Here is a 15,751-nt window from a genome sequence, read left to right as displayed (position 1 = left end):
CTAAATTGAGTAATTTCTGATTGCCCAGGTGGTCGTTAGGCGATGCAGTTCGATACTGTCAGTTAGAACAAATTAAGAAAACAAAGATATATGAAGAAAGTAATGTTAGTGTTCGGAACCCGACCGGAGGCCATCAAGATGTGCCCGCTGGTGAAAGAGTTCCAAAAGCATCCGAATGAGTTTGAAACAATAGTCTGTGTTACTGGTCAACATAGAGAGATGTTGGATCAGGTACTGACCATCTTTGATGTGAAGCCGGACTATGACCTGAACATCATGAAACAGGGACAGGACCTGTATGACGTGACGGCTCGTGTGCTGACGGGTATGCGCGACGTGTTTGCCCAGTGCAAGCCGGACGTAGTGCTGGTGCATGGTGATACCACCACTTCAACAGCTGCTGCACTGGCTGCATTCTACCAGCAGATACCCGTGGGTCACGTGGAGGCTGGCTTGCGTACGCACAACATCTATTCTCCTTGGCCGGAGGAAATGAACCGCCAGATAACAGGCCGCATTGCCACTTACGACTTTGCTCCGACTCCGCTTTCTGAAAGCAATTTGAAGGAGGAGAAGGCGCACGGGCAGATATTCGTCACTGGCAACACCGTGATTGATGCGCTGCACATGGTGGTGGACAAGCTGAAGAATGATGCGGCCCTGGCTAAGGCGCAGGATAAGGTGCTGGCTGACGCGGGTTATGACGTGACTCGTTTGGATGGTGGCAAGAAGCTGGTGTTGATTACTGGTCACCGTCGCGAGAACTTTGGTGAGGGTTTTATCTCTATGGTTACAGCCATGAAGGACCTCTCAGAGAAGTATCCTGATGTGGACTTCGTTTACCCTATGCACCTGAATCCGAACGTTCGCAAACCCATCCATGAGGTGTTTGGTGAGGACTTGACCCGTCCCAACTTCTTCTTCATTGAGCCGCTGCAGTACTTAGAGTTCGTGTACCTGATGGAGAAATCGACCGTGGTGCTGACTGACTCTGGCGGCATCCAGGAAGAGGCTCCCGGCCTCGGCAAGCCCGTGCTGGTGATGCGCGACACTACCGAGCGCCCGGAGGCTTTGAAGAGCGGTACAGTACATCTGGTGGGTACCAATCACGACTTGATTGTTAATGAGGTCAGCGCCCTCCTTGATAATGCTGTTGCATACGAGAAGATGAGTAAGGCCGTTAATCCTTATGGTGATGGCAAGGCTTGCAGCCGTATTGTACGTGCTCTCAACGGTGAAGCCGTAGATAGATACGAAGTTAAGTAAATTATGAACGATAGAATAAAAACAATTAAGTAATATGATTAACGTAATTGGACTGGGCTACATTGGACTGCCCACAGCATTGATGATGGCTTCTCACGGTGTGGAAGTCATAGGTACGGATTATAACAAAGAGTTGGTGGCAACACTCAACGCTGGTAAAACAACTTTCAAAGAGGACGGTTTGGATGAACTGTTCCAGGCTGCTGTTAAAGCAGGCATCAAGTTCACAGCGGAGTACCAGAAGACAGATATGTACATTGTCTCTGTTCCTACTCCTTACGACAAGTTCTCAAAGAAGGTAGATGCCTGCTATGTAGTTGCAGCCGTTAAGGAAGTGATGAAGGTTTGCCCTAAAGGTGCAACCGTTGTAGTCGAATCAACTGTTAGCCCTGGAACCATTGATAAGTTCGTACGCCCTGTGATTGAGGAGAATGGTTTCAAGATTGGCGAGGACATTAACCTTGTTCATGCTCCTGAGCGTATCATTCCCGGCAATATGGTGTATGAACTTCTCCATAACAACCGCACTATTGGTGCAGATAGCAAGGAGATTGGTGAGAAGGTGAAGAGCTACTATGCCAGCTTCTGCCAGGGTGAGATTGTGGTAACAGACATCCGTACTGCAGAAATGACTAAGGTGGTTGAGAATACGTACCGTGCTGTGAATATCGCATTTGCCAACGAGCTGAGCCGCATTTGCCGCCACGACAATATGGACGTGTATGAAATCATCAAGATTTGTAACATGCACCCACGCGTGAATATCCTGCAGCCTGGCCCTGGTGTGGGTGGTCACTGCATTTCTGTTGACCCTTGGTTCCTCGTGGGAGACTATCCCCAGCTGGCCAAGGTGATTGACGAGTCCATGAAGACCAACGATTACCAGCCCGTGTTTGTGCTGGAGCGCATCCATGAGATTATGGAAGAGCATAACATTACGGATAACCGAAAGGTGGGTCTATATGGTCTAACCTATAAGGAGAATGTGGATGACATCCGCGAGAGTCCTACATTGCAGATGCTGGACATTCAGGAGCGCCATTTGGCCCGTCCGCTGAAGACCTTTGACCCTTTCTTCACTCAGAAGGAGATAGTGAAGAACCAGATTCTGGACTTCGATCAGTTCCTTAGTGAGGTTGATATGGTTGTCATCATGGTTAAACATGACCACATCAAACAGAATTGGGATAAGCTGAAGGGTAAGGTAATTCTTGACTGCCATAACATTTGCCCGTTAGAGGGTGTGTATCACATCTAAAGACAGTTCATCCATACCGCTCCAGGCACAATTGGGCGTTGCCCAATAGAGCCTGGAGCTAAGAAAAGAGATATCAGCCCGTGGCTCCGTATACTCCGTCACCGGCTGGATTATCCAAGCGGCAAAGCCGCAAAAGAGAGAAGCGTCACCCACATATACAAGATAGTATGGCATCATTAGACATGAATGGGTCTTATCCTCTCACGAAAGAAGAGATAGATAAGCAAATAACAAAAACGAGTCCAGGTAATTATGCATATGGTTATGTTAAGGACAACACTTTCTATGTGGACTATGTAGGTCGTGCAGATAGCGATTTGAATGACCGTATAAAGCATGGAATTGGAAAATATAAGCGCTTTAAGTACTCTTATGCGAAAAGCGCTAAAGAGGCGTATGAGAAAGAGTGTAGAAACTATCACGACTTTACGCCTTCAGACAATAAAATTCATCCGGATAAACCAGATGGGAGTGATTACATGTGCCCTATCTGCGGTCAATAGTAAATATAGATGATTGACTGTTACTGCCCTGTATGCAAACATAGGACGCACCATCAAGTTCTGGGAGAAGGTAAAAACCTTTCACCTGAGGATGATTATTACTATAGTGCTACTTATCGAGTGGTGAAGTGCTGTGGTTGCGACCATGTGTCATTTGACTTGGAGGTATTTGAGGAAGGTAATGTAGAGTATGATCAGGATGGCAATGAAGTTATCATTCCTGTTCATACCGCTTATCCTGTAAAGGAGAATAGCATTGAGCCCCTACGTTCTTGGGAGATTCCTTCTCTTATATCCAGGGCATATAGTGAATCGGTTGAGGCATTGAATAATGGAAGTTTACTTCTTGCGTCCATTGGCTTTAGGGCAACCATAGAGGCCTTGTGCATTGAGAAAGGCATTACAAAAGGTAATCTTGAGAAGAAGATAGACGAATTAAGCAAGAAAGGTATAATAACAGCTCTTGATTGCGAACGCCTACATGCAGCTAGATTTATGGGAAATGAATCTGCTCATCAGATGGAAAAGCCCGACAGAGAGCATGTGCTGACCGTATTGGAGGTAATAAACAACATTTTGAATAACCTCTATATCATAGATAAGAAGTTCAAGGAAGTTATTGAATATCGCTTCAAAAACTATGATGATTTCCAATCTCTGTTGGAGAAAGGTATAGATGAGCATAAAAAAGGCGATGAAGGAACTGTTTATTTGTTCTTACCCGAACGTAAGTACCGTAAGGAGGATTTAGATAAGTTTGAAGACGAATTGCAGCAACGAATTGCCAATAAGAAGTTCACACGCCTTTCAGTTCTACCCAAGAAACCAGAAAGCAAATTCCGTCAGGGATATAGAGTGGAGTAGATAAAGTAATTATCATCATCCATCAACCATCTAACATCTTCTGATTTGGTGAACAATACATCTAAAAGTTGAAACTTAACAATTAACAAATTAACAATTAACATCTGATGAACATTGAGCGATTCCATAACGAGTTGGCAATGCTGTTAGGTTACGAGCGCATTGTGAACGATAAGCGGATTCTGATTTCTGTTGAGGAATCAGACGACCCTGTCGTGACGCTCAAGGTTCAGGGAGGTGTGGATATACGATTCAGGGCATCTGGGAGTTCAGACCAAGTCAATTATGATTCCATGATTGAGTTGCACGATGATGTTAGGGAAATTGTGGAAGCGTCAAGAATTGCTTATATTCATACATGTAAAGATAGGTTCTAAACTATTTCTATCAAATCTGAATAACATTAGGAAATATTACTATTAAGAATTATTTGTTTTGTTCTATGAGATACAAATATATATCAATTATCCCCGCACGCGGTGGTTCAAAGCGTTTCCCTGGTAAAAATACTCGCGTGCTTAATGGCTCTCCTCTTATTTGTCATTCTATCGAATATTCTTTGAGGAATACCTGTATTGTAGGAACCTATGTTTCGACGGATGCCGACGATATAAAGAGTATTAGTAAACTTGCTGGTGCTGAGATAATAGATCGTCCTGCCGAGTTTGCGGGAGATCATGCCACTACTGCATCTGCTATGAGGCATGCTGTACAGTATCTTATAGACAAAGGTGTTGAATTCGATTTTGTTGTATTGTTACAAGCGACAAATCCGTTGAGACCCAAGAATCTTCTTAAAGAAGCGATTGATATTATAGAGAAGGGTGATAACGATAGCCTGTTCACTGTTAATCGAAGTGAGAAGAAGTTGGGTAAAATAATTGACGGTAAGTTTGTTCCATGGAATTATAAGTTTGGAATGCGCAGTCAGGATATGGATCCACTTTACTATGAGAACGGATTGCTTTACATCACGAAAAAGGAACTCTTGTTGCAGGAAATAATCGAAGGCCCAACCGCTTATCCTTTTGTTGTGAATCACCCATATGGAGAGGTGGATATTGATACCGTAGAGGATTTCCATTATGCAGAATATATTATAAATCAATATAGAGATGAATAAGTTGATTGAACAACTGAAGGGTGGAATGATAGTCTCCTGCCAAGCAGAAGGCGATGACCCTTTTAACGCTGATCCCGAATACATGGCATTGTTCGCCCGTGCTGCCGAAATGGGCGGAGCCATTGGTATTCGTACTCAAGGCATCGCAAAACTTGAAGCTATTAAACGTGCCACCCCACTTCCGGTAATTGGGCTTCTGAAAAGCCAGTTTGAGGATGGTACGGTAAGAATAACTGGTAGTTTGATGAAGTAGAACAGTTAATTACATCCATGAGTGATATTGTCGCTATTGACGGTACGTTCCGTAAACGCGAAGGATTGACTGGACCTGAGTTCATACGTGAAGTAAAGAAACGCTATGGTTGTTTGGTGTTAGCTGATATCGCTACTTATGATGAAGCTAAAGCATGCGAGGAAGCAGGAGCAGATTGTGTTTCCACCACCTTGAATGGCTATACTCCAGATACCATGCAGTATCACGATGGGCCAAACTATGAAGTGCTGAAGGAGTGTGTGAATGGCCTTTCAATACCAGTGTTTGCAGAGGGTCGTTATAATACACCATCTGAAGCAGGAGAGGCAATGAAACTTGGAGCCTATGCCGTTATTAGCGGCACAGCTATTACCCGTCCAAGAGTTATCACCCAGTGGTTTGTTGAAGAAATAAACAAGGTTACAAATAAAAAATAAGATACAATGGCAAATAGAATTCAAGTTGGCCCCAATCGTTGGATTGGTGAGGGCGAAGAACCCTATGTAATTGCTGAAATTGGTATTAACCATAATGGCAGTTTCGAACTTTGCAAAAAGATGATTGATGCAGCCGCCCATGCAGGTGTGGATGCTATTAAAATGCAGAAGCGTACTATAGAGGAAATGTACACCAAGGATGCTCTTGATGTTCCCTACAACAAACCTTATGCATTTGGTAAAACTTACGGTGAGCATAAGCACGCCTTAGAGTTTACTGATGAACAGTATTTTGAACTACAGGCATACACCCATAGTCTGGGTGTAGAGTTCCTTGTTAGTGGCTTCGATTCAACAGGATTTGAGTTTATTGAGAAGAAACTGAATGTTCCTGTTCATAAGGTCGCTTCTCCGTTTATAACTGACTATCCTCTTTTGAAGCAGGTAGCTGAATATGGAAAACCTATTTTCCTGTCCACGGGTATGCATACTATGGAAGAAATCGAAGATTCTGTTCGGTTTATCAAGCAATTTAATGATAAGATCATGGTATTCCATGCTGTGACCATGTATCCTGTCCCCAATGAGGATGTGAATCTGAATGTATTGACTACCTTCAAAGAAAAGTTGGGAACATTGGTCGGTTATTCTTCACATGATAAGGGTGTAATGATTCCTGCCGCAGCTGTAGCATTAGGTGCGTGTGTCATAGAGAAGCATTTTACACTTGATCGTATGATGATTGGTCCTGACCATGCTGCATCAGTTGAACCTCGTGGCATGGAACTGATTAAGAAGTATGCTACAGCCGTTCATCAATCGCTTGGTAAGCATGAGCGTGAAAATAATGAGCACGAAATGGCCGCACGCATTAAGTATGGTGTCTCGGTTACATCACGTCGCGCTATTCCTGCAGGAAAAGTGATTGAAGAAGCTGATATAATGGTAAAGTGCCCAGGTGGTGGTATCTCCCCTGTCAAGTATTGGGATCTTTTTGGCAAGAAGGCCACGAAAGACATAGCTGCAGATAAAACTATATACGATGGAGATATCGCTTGACGAATTACGGGAACGTGCTGCCAAAATCAAGTGGTTTTTCTGCGATATTGATGGCACACTGACCGACGGTTGTGTTTACTATTCACCTGAGGGGGAACTGCTGAAGAAGTTTTCCCTCAGGGATGGTACAGGTTTTTTTCTGCTCAGACAGGCAGGAATAAAAACAGGCTTTATCACTACTGAGAATTCTCCAATTGTTGAGCAGCGGGCAAAAAAACTGAAGATTGATAAATACATCTTTGGCACCCACAAAAAACTGGAAGCCATGCAAGAGTTTGTACAAATAGAAGGGCTTTCTATGGAGAACATTGCTTTTATTGGCGATGAACTTAATGACGTGAAGCTCCTACGTGCTTGTGGATTAGGAATAGCTGTTGGGGATGCAGATAAGAGAGCGAAGAATTCTTCTATTGTTATCTGCGAAGGTTTAGGTGGCCGAGGAGCATTTCGTGAGGCCGTGGAAATACTCCTAGATTTGCGTGGTTTTGATTTTGAAAAAATTATAAATAATAACCTATAGCAAATAATTGATTGAGTACTAATACATCAGTTTTTTTACAATGGCGAATTCTTTAGTTAAGGGCCTGGTTAGTTGTCTTATAAAAGTAAATACCAGGATAAGCGGAGTTTTGGCGCAAGTTATAACGAATTAGGATGATTATGTGATAATTGTAATTTTCCTATAGTTTCTTTATAAACGATATTATTATGACATATCATAGAGCGTTAACTCTTTTGCATCATTATTGCTTGGCTTTATATGATTTAATTACATGTAAAAATACAATTGTATCAGTCGGCGATATTCTAATGCCCCGAACAGAAGCTAGCTTTGTTCAGTTTTCTACCATATCAAGGATTCTTGATATATATTCCTACGTGGAAAAAAAAGATAATCGTTTTATTATTCAGGATACACTTGCGAAACACAAGTACGGTGAAAGATACGGAAAGGATTATAACCATAGGCTTATGTCGGATCATTTTTCAGGATTAATAGACTCGTTTTTGGAAAATGGATATGACGAAGGATCAGTATTAGAATTAGATAAGGAAGGAACACTGACAGATGGAACCCACAGAGTTGCAATGGCTATATTTAGCCAACATTGGGAGTTAAATGCAAGAGTATTAAGGCGCAAGAGCAAATATCCTCATAATTTAGATTATTATTATAATTTGGGGTTAGAAACAGATTTTTTGGAGAAGATATACAAACAAACTAAGGACATCCAAGAGATTTTAATAAATAATGGAGTTTCTTTAGGTTGTTTAATTTATAATATTGATGAATCGTCAAAAAAAAACATATTGGCAGATTTAAATAATTTATGTGATATTAAACGAATTTTCAGGTTGGATTTGCCAAAAGGAAGGGGCGTTTCTTTTATCGACACAACAGATATTCCAATTGTTGGCTATTATATTCTCTTTAATTTAAAGCATCCAGAATATGAATATAAGAAAAGTGAACTTGTATCTTCTCGCAGTAGGGATATTGAATTGTTACTAAGAAAACGTTATACAAGTGAAGCAAAGATTCTATTTATGAATAATTGTGTTAGAGGTAAAGAAATGTATGACGAACTTCAACCGTATTTGGCACTATGAGCATCATAGAAAGATTTAAAAAATCAGATTTACTGAAGGGATTTGCCTCTACTACTATTTGGAGTGGACTGTCTAAGTTAATAATGGTACTAACGACACTGTATTGTACTAATGTATTAACTAAGGATGATTTTGGCTCATATAGTTTTATAAAGAACACGTTAAATTTGGTGGTATGGGTGTGTGCCACCAATTTCACTAGTCTCTGCGTAAAATTTGCTGCCGAAGCCAGTGTTTCAAAGTTGGCCTTGAAGCGTCTATATATATTATTCGTATTTACATTTTGTGCAAGTCTTTGTTGTAGTATTCCGATTTTAACCATTCCTGAATCAATAATGGAAGGTTATTTAGAGTCCTCTATGATTGTTCGTTATATTAAAATAACATGGATACTATTACCACTTTTTCTTATAGGCCCTTTGTTTAATGCTATGCTTAAGGGCTATAAAATGTTTAACCTCTCCGGTATTTACGATACTATTTCGTCTGCTTTAGGCTTACTTTTTATAATAATAGGTATAAAAATAGGAGGTGTCAATGGTGCAATTATTGGTCTTCTAATGTATTATACTTTTTTTTCGGTCGCTGGCCTGTGCATTGTATTATTAACTAACAGACGAAGCCACATTCTTTGTAAGGTGGACTCCATTTGGAGTGAGCGAAAAATCATATTTACTATGATCCTGCCGGTATTTATCATGTCTTTTATTGACGCCCCTTTGAATTGGTTTGCGCAGTCGATAGTGGCTAAATATGATTCGTATTCTTCAGTAGGTAGTTTAACAGTTATTTCACAGATAAGAACTTTTATTATTTTATTGCCAACCTATTTTTTTCAGGCGTTCATGCCTTTTGTAGCAGTATCTAATAGTAAAAAAGAGTATAATGAATATTTCTCCAAATTTGAGAGGATGGGAAAGATTCTTATTTTGGCTGGAGCTGTATTATTTACCATTGTAGCAGTATTTGGGAGATTTCTTCTTTCCATCTTTAATGAGGTTTATGTCGAAGATATCGACGCATATTATGTAGGCATGTTTTTTTTACCAGTTCATCTATTCGTTATTTTATATAAAGTGCATATGGTGCTATGGGAACACCAGCGGCTGATGCTTGTTATGACATTAATTAGCAGTGTCTTTTACCTTATTTCCCTGTTTTTATTATTAAATATACATTTATCTAGTGTAGTCGCTTTTTTTGGCGCACAATTAGTCCAAGAGATTGTAATTCTCATTTTCGCATATTATTCATATAAAAAGGACAACATACTGGTAAATTCTAGAATATAAATAGCAGATGAAAAAAAGATTGTTTGATGTAGCAGTTGAGGCTATTACTAATAATTTATTTCGAACTCAGGCATATTATGAGGTAGATGTAAAAAGAGATTATGCCTTCATTTCGAAACTATCAGAGCCTAAAAATGATTTTCAACGTTCGTATCGGCAATATCAATGTCAATGTTCGATAAGAAAAAGGTATGCCACTTTAATTCTCAATATCGCTAGCGTATTCATAATACCATTTTATATATTGTTTTGTCTGCTGAAAAATAAAAAATTCATAAAAAGGGTTGACGCAGTATATAGCATATCTATTAAAGATAAATCAATAATCCCTGTTTCTTTAAAAGAACGTTACCCTTTGTCTCATATTACAAATGAATACGATGGTCTGTTGTTAAAACTTAAAGATATAAACTTCATATTAAGTATCTTTCTACATTATCCATTCTCACCATATTTCGTCTTGAAGAATATTATAAAAATATCAATATATCGTTATTTTATAACAGCATACACCCCCAAAATTCTTGTGATTAATTCTGAATTTTCCTGCTGCTCTTCCATAATGACAAAGTATTGCGAGGAACAATCAATAGAACATATTAATATCATGCATGGCGAAAAACTTTTTTTATATAAGAGATAGTTTTTTCAGGTTTACAAAATGCTTTGTATGGGATGAGTATTATGTGGAATTGTTTAAAAAACTAAGGGCTACAGAAAATGTATTTGTGGTGGAAAAACCGCAATCCTTAGTAATAGATATGGATCAACTGAAGGGAACGATACCTTTGATAGATTACAAGTATATTTTGTTTGAAAATACACAGTTAGCCGGTGTGGCTAATTCCCTAAATATATTAAAAAGCAAGGGGTATACAGTTAAAGTGAGGCCTCATCCTGCATATAGTAATATGGAAAAAGTAAAGGAGCTATTTCCCAACGATGAAATAGAGGATTGCAGTGTTCCTATTCAAACTTCTGTTGCATGTTCTATGAATGTGATTTCGTTGTGTTCTACAGTACTTTATCAAGCCTATCTAAATGGTGTAAATTATATTATAGATGATGTGAATTATAAAAATGAGTACCAAAGAATTAAAGATCAAGAATATATATTGATTTCCAAACCTCACAAAAATCTTTCCGATGTTATTTAAATTCTTAAAAAAAATTCTTAGATTCCTCTGCACATTTTGTGCAAAGAGACAAATGAAAAAATACGGTAGTCGTCTTATCGTAAACTTTCCCTGTAAATTTAATAAAAATACAGAGGTGGGGGATAACTGTAACTTTAATGGAATAAAGGTTTTTGGAGGGGGCTCTCTAAAAATTGGAGATAATTTCCATTCTGGAAAGAATATTGAAATATACACAGATTCACATAATTATGAAGGTGATTCTCTTCCTTATGATAGTACTAACATATATTATTCTTGTGAGATAGGTAATAATGTTTGGATAGGCTCTGGTGTAAAAATACTGGGTAATGTAAGAATAGAAGAGGGGGCAATTATACAAGCAGGAAGCGTTGTCGTGAATGATATACATTTTGTGGGATTGCGGGAGGGAACCCAGCAAAAGTATTTAAGCATAGAGATATAGATCATTATAATAAGTTAAAAAGCGAGTTAAAGTTTCATTAATTATATGACCTTTTTTGCCGTTCTTTTAATAATAGGACTTTTTACCATACTGCCATTAATAGGTGTATATATTGCATCTGAGCTATGGAATCTTGATACAAGCGGAATGTTTGTAGCAAATTTGATTCATGTTTTTATAATATTTTTTAGTGCTCTCTTAGCAATAAAAAAAGTAAAAATAAAAAACTATGGATGGAAAGAAAACGGTCGAACTTTCCTTAATACGGATAAGCTGTTTAGCTTAATCCTTAGATATAGCATTATATTATCTATAATAGTATTCTTTCTTTATGGACGCGCTATCTTTTCTGGTGTATACAGAGGTGATGTAAGGACAAGCGTGGGCGCATTCGGATGGTTAGTTACATTTATTTCAAGGTATGCTGTACCTGGTATGATGTCATTTGCTACTGTGGTATATTGTTTTTATTCGGATAAAAACACACAAGAAAAGTTGCGGTTTAAGTTTTATATTTTACTTGGACTTGGTGTTATTGTAGGACTCATGCTCGGAGGGAAATCGAGTGTTGTAACAATGATGTTTCCAGCTCTAATTCAGTATAGTCAAAAGCTTACAGTAAAGAAAGGTTTTTATATAGGTTTATTGGGGGCTTTGTCTATAGTTTTAATAGGTGAGAAACAAATGGGACAAACGTTCTCAGAATCGGTAAGCTATAATATTTATAGGTCAACAGACCTTGCGGGCTTTGGTACAGCATGTGTGTGGGACAAATACCCCAATGGTTGTCCCTCAGCTTATCTAACTATTTTCAATACATTTGGAGAGAACTTAGCATCAAAAATTACTGGAATAAATCGTCATTCAAAAGAATTTTTGCAATTTAATGTTGCTCGAGATGTTACATATGATTATTATATGGACCCAGAAGGAGCAATAACTGGATCTGGTAATTTAACTGTTACCTCTTTCGGAGAGGCCGTCTATTGGTTTGGACACAATTATTTTTTCATTCTTTCAATTATCGCAGGTATTCTAACATATAAGCTAATTGTAATATTGTACAGAACAAGACGTTCGGATAAACTAAGATATAACACCTTGGTTACAATATATTTTACATCCGTCTACGTTTCATGGTTGAATTCGACATCTGGTTCTTTGTTATCTACCTTTTTGGGGTTGACTACATTTTTTTATATGATCCTTTTGTATTTCTTGTTAAAATATATTGAGCAATCTTCAAAAAAGAAAATATATGTTAAAAATAGTATTGAAAGAAAAGGAGCTAGGTGTTCCTATTAACAATGTGTTGTCTACAGAGAATTATTTGTCGATCAAATCTGACAATTATGGATGGTTTGTTGACGAAAAATTCTACATGCCTTTTTTTATTTCTAAAAAATTGCTGTTCAAATGGATTGTAATTACCTACTCTCCCACACCCTTAAGTTCAGGTGCATCTCTTGAGGATGAAAAGGCTTTTTTAGACTCAATTTGTTTGTATTTAAAGTCTCATAAAAACGTTTGTGATCATGTTACTATGCCTCAAACAAATGTTGTTTTTAATGTTGAAACAACATACGGTGAGAATATTCCTTGGGGTAGCTACATCGTAGACTTATGCAAGACAGACGATGAGTTGATGATGTCATTTCATTCAAAGCATAGAAACGTAATAAAAAAAGCCATGAAAGATGGTGTGACGGTTAATTTAAATGCTGACCCAAATGATGTTTATCAATGCATAAAAGATACGCTGATAAGGCAGCACGTACACTATCCTGAGTTATCTTACTATAATGCACTTATAGAGAAGATTCCCAATAATGTAGGCTTCTTTACTTCTAATTTTAATAATGAAGTGGAAGGCTGCGCATTGGTAATCTATGATAATGAGCATGCTTATTATATGTATGGGGGGAGCAGTGCCAAGCCTCATACAGGCAGTGTGAACTATTTACAGTATGAGTTAATGAAGTTTCTGCGAGACAAAGGGGTTAAGGAGTATGATATGGTCGGAGCAAGGTTAGTGTATGAATCTGGTTCCAAATATGAGGGCATTCAGCGCTTTAAAAGTAGGTTCGCTTCTAGTTTAAAAAGAGGATATACTTTTAGGTTTGTTGTTTCTCCTTTTAAATTTTGGCTTTTTAATAAGGCTGTTTCTCTCTATTGTAAGTTGAATAAGATAGAATACAAAGACACAATAGATGAAACAAAGAGATTGATGAAAGATAAGAATAATGAAAATATTATTTCAGAGTAGAAACCATGTTTTGGCTTATGATGGGTCTGTATTATTCCATAATAATGATCCTATTGTAATTTTTAGTTACCTATCGTGGAAATTTAGATTTTCAAGGATAAGAATATTAAGTCGACTATTCCGTCTAGAACCACGATGTGCAACAATGCTCAATGATGATATTGTAATTCTAGCAATGTCAAATAGAGTGTTCTTTATTAATGTTGCTGAAAAAAGAATAAGTAAGGTAATTTTAGTTCCAGATGGTTTGAGTACTCCATTAAATTTGACGACGTTCAATGACGAGTATGTTTATTGGGGTGATTATGGAATGAATAGAGATTTTCATCCAATTAACATATACCGAATAGACAAGAATGGAGATGTAAAGGTTTTATATACTTTTCCGGCCAATTCTATTTTTCATATCCATAATATTCTTTTTGACAAGTGGAATGAACGTTTTTTCATACTTACTGGAGACTTCGGTGATAATGTCGGTATTTATACTGCTGATTTAAATTTTACTAAAGTAGTTCCATTCCTGGTTGGTAATGAACAATATCGGGCAGTTCAGGGAATGGCTCTAAAGGATGGTTTTTTATGGGCTACGGATGCAGTTCTAAATAAAAATCATATCTACTATGTGAGCTATTCTGAACCAGGGAAAGTGGAGTGTTTAAGTGAGATAAACGGTTCGGTCATTTATGGTTGCAATATTTCAGAAGGACTATTATTATCAACGACAGTGGAACCTTACCCCTCTTCAAAATCATTCTTGAAAACAATTCTTGATGACCGTATTGCACCTGGTGTTGTGGATAGAAATGTTTACTTGCTACATGTGGATAAAAATAAGAAAATCAGCATATTGGGGAAGTATAAAAAAGATTGTTTGCCTATGCAACTATTTCAATATGGACAAATCACTTTTCCATATTATGATGCTGGTCATTATGACACAATTCAATGTAATGGGATGGCAATAAAGAAATTTGACGGTAAAATCATAAAATTATCATTATGAAAATAGCTCTGATAACACAGTATTATAAACCTGAAATGGGCGCACCACAGAATCGCCTATATGAAATGGTAACAGGTCTTAAGAGTCTTGATAATGATCTAATTGTAATTACAGGGATGCCAAACTATCCTGCGGGAAGGATTTTCGATGAATACAATGGGAAATTTTCCTATAAGGATAATCTGGATAATGTGCCTGTTTATAGATATTGGTTATATGCGACCAATACTAAGAAGACATTAAAAAGAATCTGGAACATGGTGTCGTTTTCTTTGACAGCTTTGTTTTCACTTAAACATTTGAGGAAGTTTAAACCAGACTACATTATAGTAGAAAGCCCTCCACTTACACTATGCTTGACAGCGTGGCTTCTATCAAAAGTTTGTAGGGCAAGACTAGTTTCCAACATTTCGGACCTGTGGCCCCTTTCTGCCCGTGAGCTGGGAGCAATTTCGGGTGATAGCTTCACGTATAAGGGATTGGAGAAAATAGAGAGTTTTATCTACAAAAAATCTTCTATTTGTTTAGGCCAATCATCCGAAATTGTTGAGTATATGTCGGCACATGGAGCAAATAATACCTTTTTATTTAGAAATGGAGTGGATCCAAGTCGTTTTGAGGGCCTCAGAAGTAATCGCAAAGATTATGAAGCTTTAAAAATAGTATATGCTGGCCTGCTTGGTTATGCTCAAGGTATTTTTGATATATGTAAGAGTATAGATTTTTACAAATTGGGTGTCGAATTTCATATCTATGGCGCAGGCGGTGAACAAGAGCTCATTGAGCAGTATCTAGCTGATAATCCAGGTAGAGGTATATTCTATCATGGGAAAGTTACTAGAGAACAAATACCTCAGATACTTGTTGATTCTGACGTTGCGCTTATCCCTCTCGTCGTAAATATTTATGGGGCAGTTCCTTCAAAGATTTATGAGGCAATGGCGGCAGGACTACCCATTTTGTTTTCTGGTGAGGGCGAGGGCCAAAGGATTATTGAAAAATATAATTTAGGTTGGGTAGCTCCTGCAAAAGATTATAATAAAATGATTGAAAACATTGGTTCTTTTATGCAAGAGCCAAAACAAGTTGAGGAAAAGAAAAAGAACTGTATAAGATGTGCAAACGAGGTATTTAATCGTCCAAAACAAATAGCAGGATTGAATGAATATCTTGAAAAGAAATTAATGGATTAATCAAGATTCCTTTAACAA

General features: G+C 38.0%; 16 protein-coding genes and 1 pseudogene. All 17 read left to right on the top strand.

Going from position 1 to position 15,751, the window contains the following annotated elements:
* Positions 1-90 precede the first annotated feature (90 nt).
* On the top strand, positions 91-1,266 hold the full coding sequence (gene wecB / locus JCM15092_RS04310; RefSeq protein ID WP_024993588.1) for a non-hydrolyzing UDP-N-acetylglucosamine 2-epimerase: 1,176 nt from the start codon (positions 91-93) through the stop codon (positions 1,264-1,266).
* Between the two features lie 34 nt (positions 1,267-1,300).
* Positions 1,301-2,524: a nucleotide sugar dehydrogenase gene (locus JCM15092_RS04305; RefSeq protein WP_024993587.1), complete on the top strand. Its 1,224-nt coding sequence runs from the start codon at positions 1,301-1,303 to the stop codon at positions 2,522-2,524.
* 167 nt (positions 2,525-2,691) lie between these two features.
* Positions 2,692-3,027 (top strand): hypothetical protein, encoded by a 336-nt coding sequence (locus JCM15092_RS04300; RefSeq protein ID WP_024993586.1) that lies wholly within the window; start codon positions 2,692-2,694, stop codon positions 3,025-3,027.
* A 9-nt stretch (positions 3,028-3,036) separates the two neighbouring features.
* Positions 3,037-3,891 carry a DUF4145 domain-containing protein gene (locus JCM15092_RS04295; protein ID WP_024993585.1) on the top strand — a complete coding sequence of 285 codons (855 nt, stop codon included), beginning with the start codon at positions 3,037-3,039 and terminating at the stop codon, positions 3,889-3,891.
* 107 nt (positions 3,892-3,998) lie between these two features.
* Positions 3,999-4,268 carry a hypothetical protein gene (locus JCM15092_RS04290; protein ID WP_024993584.1) on the top strand — a complete coding sequence of 90 codons (270 nt, stop codon included), beginning with the start codon at positions 3,999-4,001 and terminating at the stop codon, positions 4,266-4,268.
* A 65-nt stretch (positions 4,269-4,333) separates the two neighbouring features.
* Positions 4,334-5,014: an acylneuraminate cytidylyltransferase family protein gene (locus JCM15092_RS04285; RefSeq protein ID WP_024993583.1), complete on the top strand. Its 681-nt coding sequence runs from the start codon at positions 4,334-4,336 to the stop codon at positions 5,012-5,014.
* Positions 5,007-5,704 (top strand): annotated as a pseudogene (locus JCM15092_RS14890) (N-acetylmannosamine-6-phosphate 2-epimerase). The gene JCM15092_RS04285 and the pseudogene JCM15092_RS14890 overlap by 8 nt, the downstream one beginning before the upstream one ends.
* Positions 5,705-5,710: 6 nt before the next feature.
* Positions 5,711-6,763: an N-acetylneuraminate synthase family protein gene (locus JCM15092_RS04275; RefSeq protein WP_024993582.1), complete on the top strand. Its 1,053-nt coding sequence runs from the start codon at positions 5,711-5,713 to the stop codon at positions 6,761-6,763.
* A complete protein-coding gene (locus JCM15092_RS04270; protein ID WP_024993581.1) occupies positions 6,747-7,283 on the top strand; it encodes a KdsC family phosphatase in 537 nt (178 codons plus the stop codon). Before JCM15092_RS04275 ends, JCM15092_RS04270 begins: the two co-directional genes overlap by 17 nt.
* 359 nt (positions 7,284-7,642) lie before the next feature.
* Positions 7,643-8,374, top strand: coding sequence for a hypothetical protein (locus tag JCM15092_RS04265; RefSeq protein WP_148296595.1), 732 nt, complete (start codon positions 7,643-7,645; stop codon positions 8,372-8,374).
* Entirely contained in the window at positions 8,371-9,666 is a 1,296-nt protein-coding gene (locus tag JCM15092_RS04260) for a lipopolysaccharide biosynthesis protein (protein WP_024993579.1), read from the top strand. The genes JCM15092_RS04265 and JCM15092_RS04260 overlap by 4 nt, the downstream gene beginning before the upstream one ends.
* Positions 9,667-10,277: 611 nt before the next feature.
* Positions 10,278-10,823: a hypothetical protein gene (locus JCM15092_RS04250; RefSeq protein WP_024993577.1), complete on the top strand. Its 546-nt coding sequence runs from the start codon at positions 10,278-10,280 to the stop codon at positions 10,821-10,823.
* Positions 10,824-10,875: 52 nt separating this feature from the next.
* Positions 10,876-11,268, top strand: coding sequence for an LbetaH domain-containing protein (locus JCM15092_RS14885; RefSeq protein WP_204367507.1), 393 nt, complete (start codon positions 10,876-10,878; stop codon positions 11,266-11,268).
* Positions 11,269-11,313: 45 nt separating this feature from the next.
* Positions 11,314-12,573: an oligosaccharide repeat unit polymerase gene (locus tag JCM15092_RS04240; protein ID WP_024993576.1), complete on the top strand. Its 1,260-nt coding sequence runs from the start codon at positions 11,314-11,316 to the stop codon at positions 12,571-12,573.
* The gene (locus JCM15092_RS04235; protein ID WP_148296594.1) at positions 12,527-13,534 is read left to right on the top strand and encodes a lipid II:glycine glycyltransferase FemX; all 1,008 of its coding nucleotides are present in this window, start codon (positions 12,527-12,529) and stop codon (positions 13,532-13,534) included. The genes JCM15092_RS04240 and JCM15092_RS04235 overlap by 47 nt, the downstream gene beginning before the upstream one ends.
* Positions 13,512-14,540, top strand: a complete 1,029-nt coding sequence (locus tag JCM15092_RS04230; RefSeq protein ID WP_024993574.1) for a hypothetical protein — start codon at positions 13,512-13,514, stop codon at positions 14,538-14,540. The genes JCM15092_RS04235 and JCM15092_RS04230 overlap by 23 nt, the downstream gene beginning before the upstream one ends.
* Positions 14,537-15,733, top strand: a complete 1,197-nt coding sequence (locus JCM15092_RS04225) for a glycosyltransferase family 4 protein (RefSeq protein ID WP_024993573.1) — start codon at positions 14,537-14,539, stop codon at positions 15,731-15,733. The genes JCM15092_RS04230 and JCM15092_RS04225 overlap by 4 nt, the downstream gene beginning before the upstream one ends.
* Positions 15,734-15,751: the final 18 nt, after the last annotated feature.

It is taken from the genome of Phocaeicola paurosaccharolyticus JCM 15092, assembly GCF_000613805.1.
GTDB lineage: Bacteria > Bacteroidota > Bacteroidia > Bacteroidales > Bacteroidaceae > Phocaeicola > Phocaeicola paurosaccharolyticus.
This window is presented reverse-complemented; position numbering and strand designations above follow the sequence as displayed.

Bases quoted from the DNA above. Each gene is read 5' to 3' on its own strand.
- JCM15092_RS04250 (WP_024993577.1), top strand. From the start codon at position 10,278: ATGGCGAAAAACTTTTTTTATATAAGAGATAGTTTTTTCAGGTTTACA.
- JCM15092_RS04285 (WP_024993583.1), top strand. From the start codon at position 4,334: ATGAGATACAAATATATATCAATTATCCCCGCACGCGGTGGTTCAAAG.
- JCM15092_RS04235 (WP_148296594.1), top strand. From the start codon at position 12,527: ATGTTAAAAATAGTATTGAAAGAAAAGGAGCTAGGTGTTCCTATTAAC.
- JCM15092_RS04300 (WP_024993586.1), top strand. From the start codon at position 2,692: ATGGCATCATTAGACATGAATGGGTCTTATCCTCTCACGAAAGAAGAG.
- JCM15092_RS04230 (WP_024993574.1), top strand. From the start codon at position 13,512: ATGAAAATATTATTTCAGAGTAGAAACCATGTTTTGGCTTATGATGGG.
- wecB (WP_024993588.1), top strand. From the start codon at position 91: ATGAAGAAAGTAATGTTAGTGTTCGGAACCCGACCGGAGGCCATCAAG.
- JCM15092_RS04225 (WP_024993573.1), top strand. From the start codon at position 14,537: ATGAAAATAGCTCTGATAACACAGTATTATAAACCTGAAATGGGCGCA.
- JCM15092_RS04305 (WP_024993587.1), top strand. From the start codon at position 1,301: ATGATTAACGTAATTGGACTGGGCTACATTGGACTGCCCACAGCATTG.
- JCM15092_RS04275 (WP_024993582.1), top strand. From the start codon at position 5,711: ATGGCAAATAGAATTCAAGTTGGCCCCAATCGTTGGATTGGTGAGGGC.
- JCM15092_RS04240 (WP_024993576.1), top strand. From the start codon at position 11,314: ATGACCTTTTTTGCCGTTCTTTTAATAATAGGACTTTTTACCATACTG.
- JCM15092_RS14885 (WP_204367507.1), top strand. From the start codon at position 10,876: ATGAAAAAATACGGTAGTCGTCTTATCGTAAACTTTCCCTGTAAATTT.
- JCM15092_RS04270 (WP_024993581.1), top strand. From the start codon at position 6,747: ATGGAGATATCGCTTGACGAATTACGGGAACGTGCTGCCAAAATCAAG.
- JCM15092_RS04260 (WP_024993579.1), top strand. From the start codon at position 8,371: ATGAGCATCATAGAAAGATTTAAAAAATCAGATTTACTGAAGGGATTT.
- JCM15092_RS04290 (WP_024993584.1), top strand. From the start codon at position 3,999: ATGAACATTGAGCGATTCCATAACGAGTTGGCAATGCTGTTAGGTTAC.
- JCM15092_RS04295 (WP_024993585.1), top strand. From the start codon at position 3,037: ATGATTGACTGTTACTGCCCTGTATGCAAACATAGGACGCACCATCAA.